This window comes from Providencia sp. Marseille-Q8014 (assembly GCF_965112055.1).
Window position 1 is genome coordinate 1,556,433 of record NZ_CBCOPT010000001.1, and the last position, 14,378, is coordinate 1,570,810.

A 14,378-nucleotide genomic window follows, 5' to 3' on the forward strand; every position below is an offset into this window, starting at 1 on the left:
AAGCATAACCTAAATTAAAAAGAATCACAGTAGGATAGTAGGACGAATTTTTTGATCCTCATAACACCTTTATGTTAAATAAAGTTATCCTTAAAAAGGATTTAGCACGAGGATTTACCTTTAAAAGAAAATAATAGTAATGAAAATCTGATTTTTCTTTATTATAAACTTAGCCATTAACCACTCTTGAGCTGGTATGTCATTAGGATTTAACGCTCCTTTTAAAGCCTCTATAAATTGTTTAGCATCATCGGTTTTTTATTTCAAAAGATTTACTTAATAATACTTCATTCTGAGGCGCTTCGTGATAATCCATGTTTAGTACTATACGAAAATTATTATTTCTGTATAAAAAATAAACACCTTCTTTTTGTGTGTTTTGTTCATCTAAAATAAAACCATTTGGAATACAAACTCTTTTTCAGTAAGGATGTAATGCTCAAACCATTCATTTAATCGAGATATCAAATATCGCATAGACGCAGGTTTAGTTGGCCGAGTATTTTTTCTATTTCACTAAAACCAGATATTTCAATATATGTTTTTTCATCTGCATATTTTGTAGCTGATAAATCTAAGATATTTGTTGCGAGAATGAAAGTAATGTAATTATCATATATATATGCTTCTAATGTTCTATAAACGTCATCTGTGCCTGACCTATTTATTTTTAGCCCCTGATAAATAGTTTTCGAAGGGAGCATTACATTCTATTTTTACTATCATATATAAAAATATCTGTAACACTTCCCGCTTAATTCAAAATGAATGACCAACAACGGTTACATAAAAGACATTATAGAGGCTAAAAGTCGATTAGAGAGTGTTTAACCCTTAATAACTAGTAGACGTAAGCAAAGTGAACAAAATGATAAGGGAAAAACAGCGACGCTATAGCTAAAAGGCCGAAGATAAAAGAAAGATCCAACGATATACCCGAGCGTAGCGAGGGAGCTATCCTCTCCACGATATATAACTAGTAGAAAATTGGTTATAGGGTGGATTTCCTTCATACCTTTCTCGCAGTTCGGCAAGAGAGGTTTTTAACTGAATAGAGACTTTCGTCCAGCAGAGTTCATTTTAATAAACTGGAAGTTTAATATTCAGGATATTAAACTTCCAGCTATTATCTTAATTTTGGTGTAATGTTCTATTAGAGCAAGGGATTAGCGCAATCCTTTCATCGATAATCCATATTTCAAAAACACTCGACAATTAAATGGTTCGAATTTCCGAACAATTAAATTCCAAGTGCGGCAAGGATTGCGGGTTCCATTTTTTCTGGGGGAGTGGTCGGTGCAAAGCGCTTGATCGGTTCACCATTACGTCCGATCAAGAACTTAGTGAAATTCCACTTGATCCGTCCACCCATAATGCCAGGTAGCTCGCCTTTCAGATAGCGAAACACCGAGTGTGCAGCGATTCCGTTAACATCTACTTTCTCGAACATTGGAAAGCTCACACCGTAGTTAATGTAGCAGGTCTGCGCGATTTCATCAGCACCGCCGGGTTCCTGCTTTCCGAACTGATTGCATGGAAAACCCAGCACTACAAAGCCTTGGGCAGCATATTTATGGTAGAGTGCTTCAAGACCACCGTATTGTGGCGTAAAGCCACAATGACTGGCTGTATTCACGACTAGAACCACTTTACCCGCGTAGTCAGCCATAGAGATGAGCTGACCGCTAAGGCTTGTTGCTGTCAATTGATAAAAGGTGGTCATAGTAGCATCCTCAAAGCAAAAACCGTCAATATTGACATTGCCACGTAGTACGTTGCTGTCGGGTCATAGGGCGTGGAAAGCGAATCGAGTCCTGATGACAGGGGAGAGCTGAAATCGTGTGCAGATTATCTTTGCAAATTCGAAAGAAAAAAACAACAAACAGGCGAGACTTAAGCTGCTTTCCGTTAATTGAAATATGATGATGTTCGCTCTGCGTGTGTTTTAGTGCAAAGCGGACCATTTTGTTATCAGTAGACTGGTATGAGCGAGATACGGAAATTAGCACGACGGTGACGCGTTAAGCTGTAAAGGCTTCCCCAATAATAACGTGCATATTCAGATTTCAGAGGTAGTCTGTGACGATCTGAATACGGCGTGGCTTATCGAATACCTAGCCTCACTCCTCAGTTAAAAGAGCGTGGGAAGCTAATCGCATTACACTGGTGATTGAATGGATTACCAGATTGTGTTCCCAACTTGCACAGAGCTTGTTCCAGTGTAAACAGTGTCAAGCAAAATGGCGCAGGACCATTCACAATTACAATGTCTAATCCTGACTATTATGCTGATTTGGTAAGAAAGGAGCTTGATAGCATTTTCCGCATCTTGGACACAGTAGAAGCAAAAATCGAGGGTTACGAATTTGAATTCTGGTCGATGGAGCGCGTAAAAGCCATCACCACCAGTGGCACCTTACCCGATCAAAAATACATCAATTCTACCCAGCAACCGGTCACCGCCAAAAAGCGACTATGGATGAATGTGACCCACGTAAGGGCGATACCCTAATCGGCTTTGGCATACTTCTGAGTGACTCGCCAGAAGGGGGGACCGTGACAGCGTTGAGATAAATAGTGTTGCAGCCATGTGCTCTTGCTCTGTTGGCTCCCTTCTAGGAAGATTCCCCTAATTGCCCTATAAAACAACTCGGTCAGTTTGACCGTGTGTTAATGACCCCTGCATACTTGAACAACTGCTGGAAACTTCACCTACAGCGATTCGTCAATTCGTAAAGGCAGGTGGTCGTATCCAGCTCTGCTCAGCAGCGCGACAGAAGAGAGTGTGCAATCACTTATGGGCGATGATTGCAGTGTCCACCAATGCGGCCAGCATGAAAATCTGCTTGTAGGAACTAGCGTGCAGATTAAGTTCTTTTTCTTTGATTTTTATTAATAACAAATATCCTAAATTTAGGTTATATTTGCCATCAAATATACAATTAACAACAATGTCTTTGCTTTTTGATTGAAGTGATAAATCTTTTTAAGGGGGTAAAGTGTGTAAATTCAAGCATGTTGCGTTCCTAGCGGTCGTAGCGATTACAGCTTCTGGGTGCTCTACAGAGGGGAACGAGCTGTGTATTTTTGGTATAGAAAGTTGGAATAAAAATTACACGAACTATGACAATCCTATTTACCAAGATGCAAAAGGGAAAGAGTTGTCGCGTCAAGCCAGAAATAAACTATTAAAACAAGCTGATGAATACGCGAAGGGTTTTATTAATGAAGATTATGATATTGCCGAAACCTTATGCTCTAAGCTTGATACAAATGACGTTATTTTTGAAACGCTGCATGTTCAGAGTAAGATCACCGATGAAAACGGGATGAGATTTCTTACTGTACCAATCAATTATACGGGTTCGCAGGCAGCAGTAGTTCAGCTGATTAAAGACAGAGATAAACCGTTTTCTTCTAGGATAAAAAGTGGCTTGGCTGAAGGAGGGGGGGATAAGATTGTAGAGGGCCCATGCCTCAATGATATGTGTAATAAAAATGACCTCATAACGTTTTGCGAAAGCAAACAGCGCACACTGTTGAAGGATAAAAAATACGTAGATAATTTAAAGGCTTCTTACATACGCGAAAGTGGAATTGTGATAACTTTCCCAACAGAAGAAAAAAAGATATATGAATGCAAGAAACCTAAGTTATTTTAAAGTGGCCAATAAAATTTAGACAAATGTAGCTACAGTGCTAAGCATTATGGCGATGATATGTTTACTATTAATGCGACCCTGATCGTCTTTCTGTCACACTGATGATAACTCATCCTTATATGGAAATTGGTTTGCCAAAGGGATATTAGGAAATTTGCTTAATCCAAAAATGGGAATTTTCTATGTCTCTTTTTTACCCCAGTTTATACCAATCGGGCATTCCCCTTTGATATGGACTTTTATTCTTGTCAGCATCCATGTGGTCATCGGGACAATTTGGTCAGTTACACTCATTCTATCCACTCACTTTGCATCGACTATACTGAAGAAAAATGCTGTTGTTAAAGCCATGGACAGAGCAACTGGAGGCTTGTTTTTATATTTTGCAGCTAATCTTGTCCTCAGTACTCGGTAACCTGATTCATGCTGATATAACTAATTATGTCCATTCTTGGCATGAAGTGAATTAGCGATTAATTGTTGCAAAGATTTGCGGTGAGCATAGAGTGGAGGCAATGCATCATTGATATCTAGGTAGTAACTAGTTATCCCGAAGCAATTCTAACGATTTAATGATATTTCTAATGATAAGTTAGACTCTCATCCTTACAGTCAGGGGGAAATATGAGTGTTTTTGAGAAACTTGAATGGCGTAAGCATGACTATCTTGTAAGTACAGATAGGGAAAAATTGGATGTTCAAAATGTCCATCGCTATCTGACCAGATCTACCTGGGCTAAAGGTATTGACCTGACTACTGTCTGTGCATCAATTGAAAACAGCCTGAACTTTGGTGTTTATTATAATGAAACTCAGATAGGTTTCGCTCGTTTGATAACAGATTATGCTACGTTCGCTTACCTCTGTGATGTTTATATTCTCGAAGAATATCAGGGAGAGGGGCTTGGAAGATGGATAATGGAATGCATACATAACCATCCTGTTTTTGAGCAGCTTCGCAGGGTCATGTTGTTCACAACTACAGCTCCTTGGCTTTATGAAAAGTTTGGCTACGAGCCAGTAAATCGCGAAAATTATGCATGGGCCATCACTAGGCCTGATATTTATACCAATGCAAAAAAATCGGGCTGAACTACGCCTATATAATCCCACGTTGGCGTAGGTACATATATGCGTTAGCCACTTCCGCTTCTGGCAGATAGCGGAACAGTGTGTTTTCGTTTCATCTTCATTCTAGCAGCAGGTATCTTTCATTCTTTGGTTTCAAAGTTGATTTCATCCCAACGGACGTCAGCGGCTTTCGCAGGGAGAGATATGGTGAGTCGCTGAGCTACATAAACAAGCATTGATCTCTTTAACTGATAAGGGGTTGGTTTGTCTTGCCAATTTTGATGTTTTATTGTTTTTAGGCATCTCAAAAACGATAAAGGTTTGCGAGGTGCCTATCAAGGTGCCTAAGATGATTGGATTTAATTAGGTGACATCAGACAGCGCAGGACATAAAAAAGCCCGCAACTCATTGAGTTAGCGGGCTTTTCAGTCTTCTTTGGACGTCCTTAGAAGATAATTTGGGCTGGCGGAGTCTGAATCGAGCTTGTATAGTGTTGATTTTAAATTAATAAAATACAATTCAACTTTTAGTTTGGGCCCATTGTTGGGCCTAAGGTTTATTTTACTGTTTTTTTTGATGGCAGGCTCAAAATTTCGCTTGCCATCTTAACATATAGTAAGAGATTAATGAGAATTTTGTAGATTCAGTGTTTATAGAACTACTCTATTTCTCTTTACTGTATTAGCTATAAATTTCCTTGACTAAAGGCAATAACCCTAATGCAGTTAATTGAATCTCTATTTCATTGGCTTTTCTGATGTCGTCTTTATCTGAACCATCAAACACATGGTCGGTACTGATGATCAAAGTACCGTTATTTTTTTCATTTTCAATATCAATAAGTTCAGCCGCCATAGGTAATTGTTGTTGGGTTATTTTTTTATTGAGATAAAGCATCCAGCCAACGGGGAGTCTGTCAGGGAAAACATTTTTTTTATTATACCTATATCCATTAGTATCAATCCGCATACAAACGATTTTATAGGCACTAAAATAATAATTTATGGCCTCTATTACAGCATTTTTTTTGATGTAGTTAATATCATCAATAGTAAACTCAAGATTATAGATTAATCCAGAACTGGTATACTTTATATTCAATGCCTTGTTTTCATTAGCCCATATTGATTCCATACAATCAAAGTAAGGAATATCCTTTAATAAATTGGTTGGTGTGTTTTGATTAAAGGCTTTCTTTTTTAATGCATCTTCAAGAGTATCGCCTGTTAAATACCATGAGTCCTCTTTTTCATTAGTAATTGATTCACATGTTAAAATCATATGACTAAAAATATCAATTAAAGATGGAGTTGATATTTCTTCATTTAGCTCGATATCTAACTTAATTAATAAGTCCATGGCTACCTCAAAACTATGGTGTGTAATGTGTCCGTACCTGTGATAGTGGTTCTAATAGTACTTCACAAAATTCAAACATCTTTTTATGTGAAAAATGCCAATCAATAAATGATCTGCTTTTAAACTGGTTGGAACATAACCAATTTTGATCAGTTGCTTGCTTAAGTATTTTTTTATCTTCTCCCATAAATTTATTTGGTTTACCTTTACTATTAAAGAAAAAATCATAATTATCTTTCGTTTCAATAAAGTTACATTCACTGGGTACCCAACCATCAAAAATAACATTATTTTTTGTTCTTGTTGGTACAGGAATTGTGCATTCCCATTCATCAATATATTTAATCTGACCTGCTGGGGTATCAACGGTTCTTATTTGTGTGTTACATATTCTAGCCTGATACTCATAAGCACTTGGTGAGCGTGTATTCGTTATATTACTTTCATGAGGAATAATGTACGGAATAGCAGGGCAATCCTTACATCCTTTACTCGCTTCAATTGCAGCAACACCAATCGATGAGCCAGCAACAGCTCCTGTAGCCGAACCTTGTCCACGATTTCGACGACCATTTACATCTTCGTCATCAATTCCACCAATGGCTATACTTTCATACTCACGAATTTTATCACCGTAACTTGTGTTATCTCCCCATTCATCATCTCCACTACCTGACGAAGAAGGAAAACCGATTTTTGAGGCTTCTTGTGTTACTGCTGCTAACCCACCTAATGTCGCTAGTCCAGCCGCGGCAAGAATCACTAAAGGAAATGGCATGCTAAGTTCTCCATTCAATCAATTTCATGGCTATCCGTAAAAAATCTTGATACTGCTGCTCTGGCACGCGATTTTTTTCCTCAAGCATATTTCTAATTTCTGGCTTTAAATGAAAGTCAGGGCAGCAAGCTTCGTAAAATAAAAATGATCGAATTAACGGTTCTTGAGTGAAACCGAGGGAGAGAATATATTGAAATGCGGATTCTAAACGTTTATTCAATGTTTCGAGGTTCTGGAGTTTATTCAAATGATGTTGATAAAAATCAGCACTCACTTGAGTCACATAATCACTCTGTTCAATATTTTGGATTTTCTTTAATTGTTCTTCGCTAAACTGCATTTAAACCGCCTCCTTGTAATGCATAAAATCGTCCTTCAAAACGGTAATACCACGCAATGAGTGGCGTGGTTATTTCATGGTATTGTTCGGATGTGAGAACTTGAGGCATATTGTGCGTCACACGAGGATCATAAAACCGAAATAAGGCTGTTTTGCCATTGGGTAAACTGACATTAAGTCGTTCAGAGAAGTAAATAGCTAATTTATTAATCGATGAATCACTGACTATCCATGACAGCGCTGGCGATTCGTTTTCCAATTGCATTAAATCTGCAAGTAAATCATATCGTTTTGTCACGTCAATCAGCCAAGGGCCAGCCCATGCTATTTCAGTATCTGATCCCTGTCTAAATAAAGGACTTGCTGACCCAAATTTATCTTGAAGTTCTTCGTCAAAGTAACGTTCATATTGCAGGCCACAGATTAAACAATAATGCTTTGCATCAGGATAGTGTTCAAAATAGTTAAAAATAGGATGCTGATTATGCATTTATCATTATCCTTCTCGAACGACAAGCATTTGCCCAGACTCAGCTGCTTTCATTAAGCAACTAATGCAAATTTTATTCGTTATAGCAGGGAAGATAGTTGAAGCTGTTTCTGGAGAGGCAGCCCCACTTTCATCGCTATAGCAATCCTGAATTGAGTTAATAAATCGTGCATGACAAGGGCAAGAGCTAAAGCTTTCAAGTATTCCTGCGTGTTTTCTATCTTCAAGCCACACACTATTTACACCTCCGAGAATTCTGTATGCTCCTGAATGTTTGCCACAACTGACCATATCGCCTTCACGAGCACCAGCAACACCATACCACTGCATGGTATTGTCTCCCGTTAATATTTGTCCTCCGCAGGTTGTTCTATCACCAACCCGCAAAAAATATCCTATTGCCATAATTGTCCCTACGATAAAATTCATCTCAGTATTATTTTATACTTAAGTGGAATTTACAATGCAAAAATAAAGTCTAGTAAAATTAATTGGTTTTTATTTCTTGATTATCATAAATAATTAGGGGGAGAATAATGGTAGGTATATGGTAAATAAAAATGGCAGATCATTCATTCTGCCATACGTTACTTTGATAGAAAGCTAAAAAATGATTATTAATTTCCTGCTATCGAAACCTTAGCCAACTCTGGATTATTGGCCTGAAAGATGGATAGCGGCAATTCAACCTTACGTCCATTCTGATCCTCCACCGCTTTAACCAATTCAAACTCAGCGACATCCTCACAGGGTATTTCCAGTCCGGCAAAGGCGGCACGAGTTGCGCTAGAATCGCCAAAAGGTTCCACTTCCAGTACCGTATCCCCTAATACTTTTCCTTGCCCATCTTTCATTCTTAAGGTTATCTCAAGGGCGCCAAATTCAGCGTGGTCTAAAACCATATGGCTACCGCCATTATCGAGGGTAAATGAGTAACCACAGTAGCCTTGGTTAATGAAATTTGAGCTGGTATGTGTGATGCTCGCATAACGCTGTTGTTCTTCAGCCAAGCTAAATGTACTGACTGCCAATAAACTCATCGCAAAAATGCTCTTTATCTTATTCATTACGTTACCTTTAGTTATCTTTTATCATGCTCGCTACCACAAGCGATGGTAGCGAGCATCTAGATTTATTGCTGGTTGGTTTGCAATCCGCCTTTAGTACGGTCTTTTTCTTTCCAACGTGGGCGTTTTTTACCTGATAATTCTTTTTGCTGGTTCCAATAACCTATCGGATAGCGTTTGACGGTAGTACCGTTGACACCAATATCAACTGACGAATATTGCCCGTTATTTATGTATCCTTTTTGGACATAGGAATTAGGGCTATAAGTACCTGTATCCAGTAATCTAATTGGGTGCAAAAAGAGGTTTGGAATGAATGAGATAGTGCTGATAGGAGAGGTTTAAAGTGAGAGTACTGAGGTATATTACTCCTTGAAATAAAAGAAATTATAGTTATTCAAAGAGATAATATATATCTGAGATTTTTTGAAATAATGCTGATTTATAAAAAGGGACTGTAACGACAAAGCCTAGAATTTTTTATTATCTGTAATCAATAGAATAAATTATGTTTTATTACGAGCAGTTATTTTTCCTCACTCGCCAAGCCGGACTTGCGATCATTCGGCTGGCTGAGAGGATGTTAGTTAGGTCAGGAAAGCTCTGTGTGGACTGGGTCCTATTACTTATTAAACAATAATAAGTTCTCCATATTGATCGAAAGATGCTTTCACATCGTAATTTCGAGTGTACACATTAACAATATGCCTTAAATAGTTTTTAAGCTCCCAATGAGTCGCCTCTATCGTTTCTTCATTTTCATCATATTGATAAACAACATTAGGGTTATCGGATGTTGTTAGAACAAAAAAATACTGTGTATAGCTTTCTACAGAGATAAAAAATGGTTTTTGTTTCATCAAATCATATCTCTGAGCTGAGGGAAGCTCATATCGTAGAGCATCTTGATATAATACAGTCCCCCTAACTGTTTGCCCATTTCTATAGAAAATAAGAGGGTCATCACCGAATAAACCTCCGCTACAACGCCCAATAGTTGCTAGGAAATCATATAATTGTCCTTTTACTTCAATATCATATAACCGTTCAATTTTTTTAATTTCATCAACTGAATATCCTCGCATATAGCTAGCATTGATCGGCAATTCTGGATAAACAGAATGTAGGTATTCAATTAGAGCTGTACTTGTCATTTATTTTCTCCTGTAGAATTGAGATAAGTTTTGTCTTGCAGTTAAGGTGCTATGCTTGCGATTAGCGATGGTTATTATGTTTTTCGTTTTTTGATGACTGACTTTAAGGGTAAGGATGTAACATAAAAGATAAATAGCTAAAGAACACGTTATACAGTGAGTTTCTTGCCTAGCTCATGACTCATCTTTGTCGGTAATCAAATGAAATAAATGAATTTTACGAATATTCTCTTTCCGCTCATTTACCAAATCGGATAGTTGGTTATCCGGCTGGTTTAGCTTATGTATAGCGTTCTTTAAGTCTCATCATTGAGCGCTCTACCGCTTCTTTTTTTTCTGGATGCTCAGTTATATAATTATCCGTTATGACTTGCATTAACCCAACAAATTTCTGAGGTGAAATAGTCGAATTTTCGTAGTCTCCAAACATAAAGCTAACCTCATCAAATTCATCAGGTATATCCCAATCTTGGTCTAGTGCGTAACCATTACCTTCTGAAGGAGAAAAACCATGTCCTTCACTAGCTGTACTTAAAAATGTGGGATACGTCATTTTATTATTTTCTAACGTTTCAAAAATAATATCATATAAGTCCCTGCCATTATTTTCATATAGGTCTTTCTTTATATTTATTAACCAATTTAATTTGCCAATAATCACTTTTTAGCTCTCGGTGAGATTGTTATAAATGCGTTATTGATTTATTCAGTCATTCATTTTGAATTGAATAGCTCAAGAAATATTCAGTGTAGCAAATTTAAGCCGATGTGGCCTCCCTTACTAACGAAAGGCCTAATTATATTAAATGATAATCATCATCTAAGTTTATTCGTTCGTCTCAATAGCATCTCGGAACATAGCATCCAGTGTTTCAGTTGCTTCTAATAGTGTATCAAGGGCATCTCTTAGAGGGGAAAACACCTCATCTTCTACTGGGAATTCACCGTTGAGTCCCCAACAATTACAAAGTAATTTTAAATCAATTATAACGGGGAGAAAATAGTTGCCCTTTCCCTGATCCCTTAAGCCTATTTTTATTAGTTTTTCTTTGCCTTCATTATGTTTTTCAGAAATCGAATTGTTATAATTAGCCAGCTTTCTGGCTCCTCCAAAATGCGCGGCATTCAATTTAAATTCGAAACCAAAACTCCCTTGTTCAATACCCTGAGCTGCTAGAACGGCTAAGGTATAGTCGAGTTCTTCATCAACTGTTGTCTTCGTTTCAAACCAGTATTTCCAGTTATTATTCTCAATGACCCAATTTTTCGGTGCGAGCCAACAATAACGTTTGTGTTCATAATTAGCATCACCCGCCAAATTATTGCTTTTGATAAACCGGTCGATACACTTATCAAAACTTTTCCAGAAAGCAGGTTCTATATGTTGTTCAAAATAAACAACTGCTTCGTTAAACATTTTCAGTTGTGAAAGAAGTTGTACGCCTGCTTGGCGTTCTGTTTCACTGAGCTTATTCATATTTATTCCTTTGAATTAAAATGTACGAATTCGATTAAGAAAACAAAATACGGCATGAGCGGCTATCTGACGCGACGGCGAGCTTTTTTCAGCAGAATCGAGTTTGTTATAGTGCGATTGCAATGGGTCTTCTAGATTTGTGGCGAGTTGGCGCCATGATAAACATGGCACATTTTCAGGTTTGAACTCTGAACCTAGAGTCTGTGGCTCTTTCCCTTGTGGCGTTAAAAAGACAACAGCCCATGGGCGTGACATGGAACGCTGTTCCGCATCCCTACAGTATCGGGCTATTTGTTCCGGCTGTTCATTGGCATCAATTTTTACTTCAATAAATAGGAGAAAATTATCTGCGTCGATTTCTATATCAACACGATTAGTACTATCACCTGTAGGATTGGTTTCAACTTGTACTCGACAATAGCGATGATAATCTTCTGGAATATCATTTCTGTTACATCGTATCATCTGTAGAAGTGTTTGCAGCGGCAATCTACCGAAAGCATGGGTTCCCTCAGGATCAAGAAGCCAAGCAAGGATGGCTGTGTTGCGAATTTCTTTACGTTCAAGGCCTGCTACTTCCCATGGATCAAAAGATAAAGCACGATGTTGTACTAATCTCAATGGTTCAGAAAGTCGGTTGAAAAACTGAGTTAGCTCTGCTGTATTGATATCAATTTTGGGGCGGTTTTTTTCTCTAGCCCAATCGATATTTCTAGGCCATTGCTTAAAAAATTCTGGAATCCAATTTGCCAGAGATGAATCGCGATGTTCCGTTAAGTTATCCATTCGGAATAATTCCTGTTGATGACCTGTGTATTTCAGAGTAATGAACGCTAAGGTTAATACTTTTTCTTACTTATACAATCGATTATGCCAGTAAATAGATAGCTGGTCTGGAGTATGGGTAACAAATTGAACTAAGTACCCTAGTCAACACGATATTGCTATACAAGAATATAAGTAACTATAATCAGCTGGGTTGTCATTAAGTTAGGGAAATAATTAAGATTCCTATGGAATATCAATTCAAATCATACAGTCAGGGTAACAAGAACAAAATAATTTGTGTTTACTGTGGCGTTGTTCTTGTTGTCATTTGGATGGCATTCATGTATTGGTCAATAATATTAGGCCATAGAACAGTTATGTTTGAATGGTTTCCTCAATGGACTATTTCTATTACGTTTGCTTCTATTGTAAGTGTAATTGGTGGAATTTGGAGCATTTTACGTCGTCCGTTAAAAAGCGCATTTAAAAATTTTCTATGGTCTGGGTTCGCTGGTTTTATGTTAATCGTTCCTGTGTTTGATGTACTGACGTATTTACTAACAAACAAAACCATTCGCTACCAAACAGAATATGAAATCACATCACCGGGCCCTAGTACTAGCCGATTTAGTCGATGTGATCACGGTATATGGATAAAAGAAACCTATACTGAACAATGGAAATTACTTTGTATTAGCAATCCAAAATCGAAAACCAAAGAAAACACAGGTATGGTATGGGTTACAACAAAAACGGGCCCTATCGGCGCATACATTGTTGATTACCAGTTTTCTCCTTTGAATCTTTAACTCTGATTTACCTTTATACTAAATGCAATTTTGATTCGTAGTGACTAGATTGTTTTAGCGTGTATTTACCTTGCATGGAAGTGAATATTATCAATTACGGATAACGAGAGGGATTATGTTACAACAAGATAGCCTTAAACAAGATGTTATTGCATCTATAAAAAAATCATTAAATATTGAACATTTTTACCACAGAATTAGACCTGATATTTCGCCATTCATTAGTGCAACGTCGAAGTTATTACTCAAAAACCTTGATGAGTGGGAACGTCTAATTCGTTGGCAGATTGATGAATTTCTCCTGCAAAATAACGCTCTACTGACTAAAGTTAATAGCCAATTAATTGGCTCTCTCAGATGGCTGGATTTATGTAATGCTGATGGCTTCAAGCGAGAGCGAGCACTAAAGATGCTGACGGGTGGTGCACCAAACAGTTTTTTACTTGCTTTGATGTTTCGAAAACTGAATGACTGGGTGCCTGAAGTCAGAGTTGCTGCACGTAATGCATTGCCATTAATTGCGGAAAAAACAGACCCAGAGATTATCGTTGATGTGTTATTTATCATGCTTCCCTATTGGAACTCGTGGGGAAGGATAGGGGATGATGAAAAACAAATTCTATTGAGTATTATTGCAATGAATAAAGTTGCAGAATCTCTTAAAAATCGACTGATATTATCTACTTCAGGACCCGCTGCTACCATATTTGCACAGGCTGGTCGTGTTGATGTATTAGATAAATTTCTGACTGAAATTGCTGAATTATCGGTGCAGCCTGCCTTGCGAGCTAAAGCATATCGTTGCTTATTAGAAAGCAAATTTGTTTGGGCTGAAGGATGTGAATTTAAATGGATAGACAAAAGGTATGGCATACAGCAACGAACTCCTGTTTTAAGAGAAAGAAGAATAGAGACTAAAATTCCTTTTATTGAGTATTTAAAAATGGCGGTAATTGATCGTTCTCCTATGGTTCGCCGTATTGCTGGAGAAATGCTAATCAAGCAGCTAGAAAATATTGGGGATGATGCATTTAAATTAGCAGAATTGCTGGCATCCGATAAAACAGCCGCAGTAGCAGAACGAGGCCTGTTTGCATTGAAAGATTTAGCTAAGCAGACATAAATATATAACCATGTTCCAGTGGCGATTTAAATCACCACCAAACCTATTCATAATTATTTCTGGCTATAGCTAATACTCCGTGAATTGCATTGTAGTGTTTTTAGCGTTTTGTCGTTAAGTAACTTAGCCTATTCATTAATGCAGTTCGGTCTAGTTCAAACGTTAATGAATTTTGATTTAAGCAATACCTACTGTTAGCTGGGTAGTGGACTAATGAGACAGTGGCTATTCAGTATTAGCTCCACCGCTTGAGTAGTCTTTACTGTGATTGTTCTACTC

At 37.6% G+C, this 14,378-nt stretch carries 19 protein-coding genes and 2 pseudogenes; 6 read left to right on the top strand and 15 right to left on the bottom strand.

What is annotated here, in order from left to right:
* Positions 1-464: 464 nt before the first annotated feature.
* Complete coding sequence (locus ACWPW6_RS06715; RefSeq protein ID WP_250000254.1) at positions 465-704, bottom strand: hypothetical protein; 240 nt, start codon at positions 702-704, stop codon at positions 465-467.
* A gap of 536 nt (positions 705-1,240) precedes the next feature.
* The gene (locus tag ACWPW6_RS06720) at positions 1,241-1,723 is read right to left on the bottom strand and encodes a glutathione peroxidase (protein WP_247047965.1); all 483 of its coding nucleotides are present in this window, start codon (positions 1,721-1,723) and stop codon (positions 1,241-1,243) included.
* A gap of 543 nt (positions 1,724-2,266) precedes the next feature.
* Here ACWPW6_RS06720 and ACWPW6_RS06725 point away from each other — a divergent pair.
* From ACWPW6_RS06725 to ACWPW6_RS06740, 4 genes and pseudogenes are all read left to right on the top strand, one after another.
* Complete coding sequence (locus tag ACWPW6_RS06725) at positions 2,267-2,512, top strand: hypothetical protein (protein ID WP_250000256.1); 246 nt, start codon at positions 2,267-2,269, stop codon at positions 2,510-2,512.
* 487 nt (positions 2,513-2,999) lie between these two features.
* Entirely contained in the window at positions 3,000-3,662 is a 663-nt protein-coding gene (locus ACWPW6_RS06730; RefSeq protein ID WP_250000257.1) for a hypothetical protein, read from the top strand.
* A gap of 124 nt (positions 3,663-3,786) precedes the next feature.
* Positions 3,787-4,077 (top strand): annotated as a pseudogene (locus tag ACWPW6_RS06735) (LysE family translocator); the annotation flags it as partial.
* Positions 4,078-4,286: 209 nt separating this feature from the next.
* Positions 4,287-4,754, top strand: a complete 468-nt coding sequence (locus tag ACWPW6_RS06740; protein ID WP_250000259.1) for a GNAT family N-acetyltransferase — start codon at positions 4,287-4,289, stop codon at positions 4,752-4,754.
* 122 nt (positions 4,755-4,876) lie between these two features.
* On the opposite strand, the pseudogene ACWPW6_RS06745 reads toward ACWPW6_RS06740, so the two are convergent.
* From ACWPW6_RS06745 to ACWPW6_RS06800, 12 genes and pseudogenes are all read right to left on the bottom strand, one after another.
* Positions 4,877-4,951, bottom strand: a pseudogene (locus tag ACWPW6_RS06745) (hypothetical protein); the annotation flags it as partial.
* 464 nt (positions 4,952-5,415) lie between these two features.
* Positions 5,416-6,093 carry an Imm52 family immunity protein gene (locus ACWPW6_RS06750; protein ID WP_250000261.1) on the bottom strand — a complete coding sequence of 226 codons (678 nt, stop codon included), beginning with the start codon at positions 6,091-6,093 and terminating at the stop codon, positions 5,416-5,418.
* A 13-nt stretch (positions 6,094-6,106) separates the two neighbouring features.
* Positions 6,107-6,871, bottom strand: coding sequence for a Tox-REase-5 domain-containing protein (locus ACWPW6_RS06755; protein ID WP_154623954.1), 765 nt, complete (start codon positions 6,869-6,871; stop codon positions 6,107-6,109).
* A 1-nt stretch (position 6,872) separates the two neighbouring features.
* The gene (locus ACWPW6_RS06760; RefSeq protein WP_154623953.1) at positions 6,873-7,211 is read right to left on the bottom strand and encodes a hypothetical protein; all 339 of its coding nucleotides are present in this window, start codon (positions 7,209-7,211) and stop codon (positions 6,873-6,875) included.
* Positions 7,201-7,701, bottom strand: coding sequence for a DUF4123 domain-containing protein (locus ACWPW6_RS06765; protein WP_250000263.1), 501 nt, complete (start codon positions 7,699-7,701; stop codon positions 7,201-7,203). Before ACWPW6_RS06765 ends, ACWPW6_RS06760 begins: the two co-directional genes overlap by 11 nt.
* A 6-nt stretch (positions 7,702-7,707) precedes the next feature.
* Positions 7,708-8,106 (bottom strand): PAAR domain-containing protein, encoded by a 399-nt coding sequence (locus ACWPW6_RS06770; RefSeq protein WP_250000265.1) that lies wholly within the window; start codon positions 8,104-8,106, stop codon positions 7,708-7,710.
* Positions 8,107-8,318: 212 nt separating this feature from the next.
* Complete coding sequence (locus tag ACWPW6_RS06775) at positions 8,319-8,768, bottom strand: IrmA family protein (RefSeq protein WP_154623951.1); 450 nt, start codon at positions 8,766-8,768, stop codon at positions 8,319-8,321.
* Positions 8,769-8,833: 65 nt separating this feature from the next.
* Positions 8,834-9,067, bottom strand: a complete 234-nt coding sequence (locus ACWPW6_RS06780) for a hypothetical protein (protein WP_250000267.1) — start codon at positions 9,065-9,067, stop codon at positions 8,834-8,836.
* Positions 9,068-9,397: 330 nt separating this feature from the next.
* Positions 9,398-9,922 (bottom strand): hypothetical protein, encoded by a 525-nt coding sequence (locus ACWPW6_RS06785; protein WP_250000268.1) that lies wholly within the window; start codon positions 9,920-9,922, stop codon positions 9,398-9,400.
* Between the two features lie 280 nt (positions 9,923-10,202).
* Positions 10,203-10,583 carry a hypothetical protein gene (locus tag ACWPW6_RS06790; protein WP_250000270.1) on the bottom strand — a complete coding sequence of 127 codons (381 nt, stop codon included), beginning with the start codon at positions 10,581-10,583 and terminating at the stop codon, positions 10,203-10,205.
* Positions 10,584-10,748: 165 nt separating this feature from the next.
* Complete coding sequence (locus ACWPW6_RS06795) at positions 10,749-11,399, bottom strand: hypothetical protein (RefSeq protein WP_154624278.1); 651 nt, start codon at positions 11,397-11,399, stop codon at positions 10,749-10,751.
* A gap of 15 nt (positions 11,400-11,414) precedes the next feature.
* Positions 11,415-12,185 (bottom strand): PDDEXK-like family protein, encoded by a 771-nt coding sequence (locus ACWPW6_RS06800; RefSeq protein ID WP_250000272.1) that lies wholly within the window; start codon positions 12,183-12,185, stop codon positions 11,415-11,417.
* A 323-nt stretch (positions 12,186-12,508) separates the two neighbouring features.
* On the opposite strand from ACWPW6_RS06800, the gene ACWPW6_RS06805 reads away from it, so the two are divergent.
* Together ACWPW6_RS06805 and ACWPW6_RS06810 are read left to right on the top strand one after the other, a co-directional pair.
* On the top strand, positions 12,509-12,976 hold the full coding sequence (locus ACWPW6_RS06805; RefSeq protein WP_230085887.1) for a hypothetical protein: 468 nt from the start codon (positions 12,509-12,511) through the stop codon (positions 12,974-12,976).
* A 115-nt stretch (positions 12,977-13,091) separates the two neighbouring features.
* Complete coding sequence (locus ACWPW6_RS06810; RefSeq protein ID WP_250000274.1) at positions 13,092-14,099, top strand: hypothetical protein; 1,008 nt, start codon at positions 13,092-13,094, stop codon at positions 14,097-14,099.
* A gap of 100 nt (positions 14,100-14,199) precedes the next feature.
* On the opposite strand, the gene ACWPW6_RS06815 is transcribed toward ACWPW6_RS06810, so the two are convergent.
* The gene (locus ACWPW6_RS06815) at positions 14,200-14,328 is read right to left on the bottom strand and encodes a YagK/YfjJ domain-containing protein (RefSeq protein WP_196713492.1); all 129 of its coding nucleotides are present in this window, start codon (positions 14,326-14,328) and stop codon (positions 14,200-14,202) included.
* Positions 14,329-14,378: the final 50 nt, after the last annotated feature.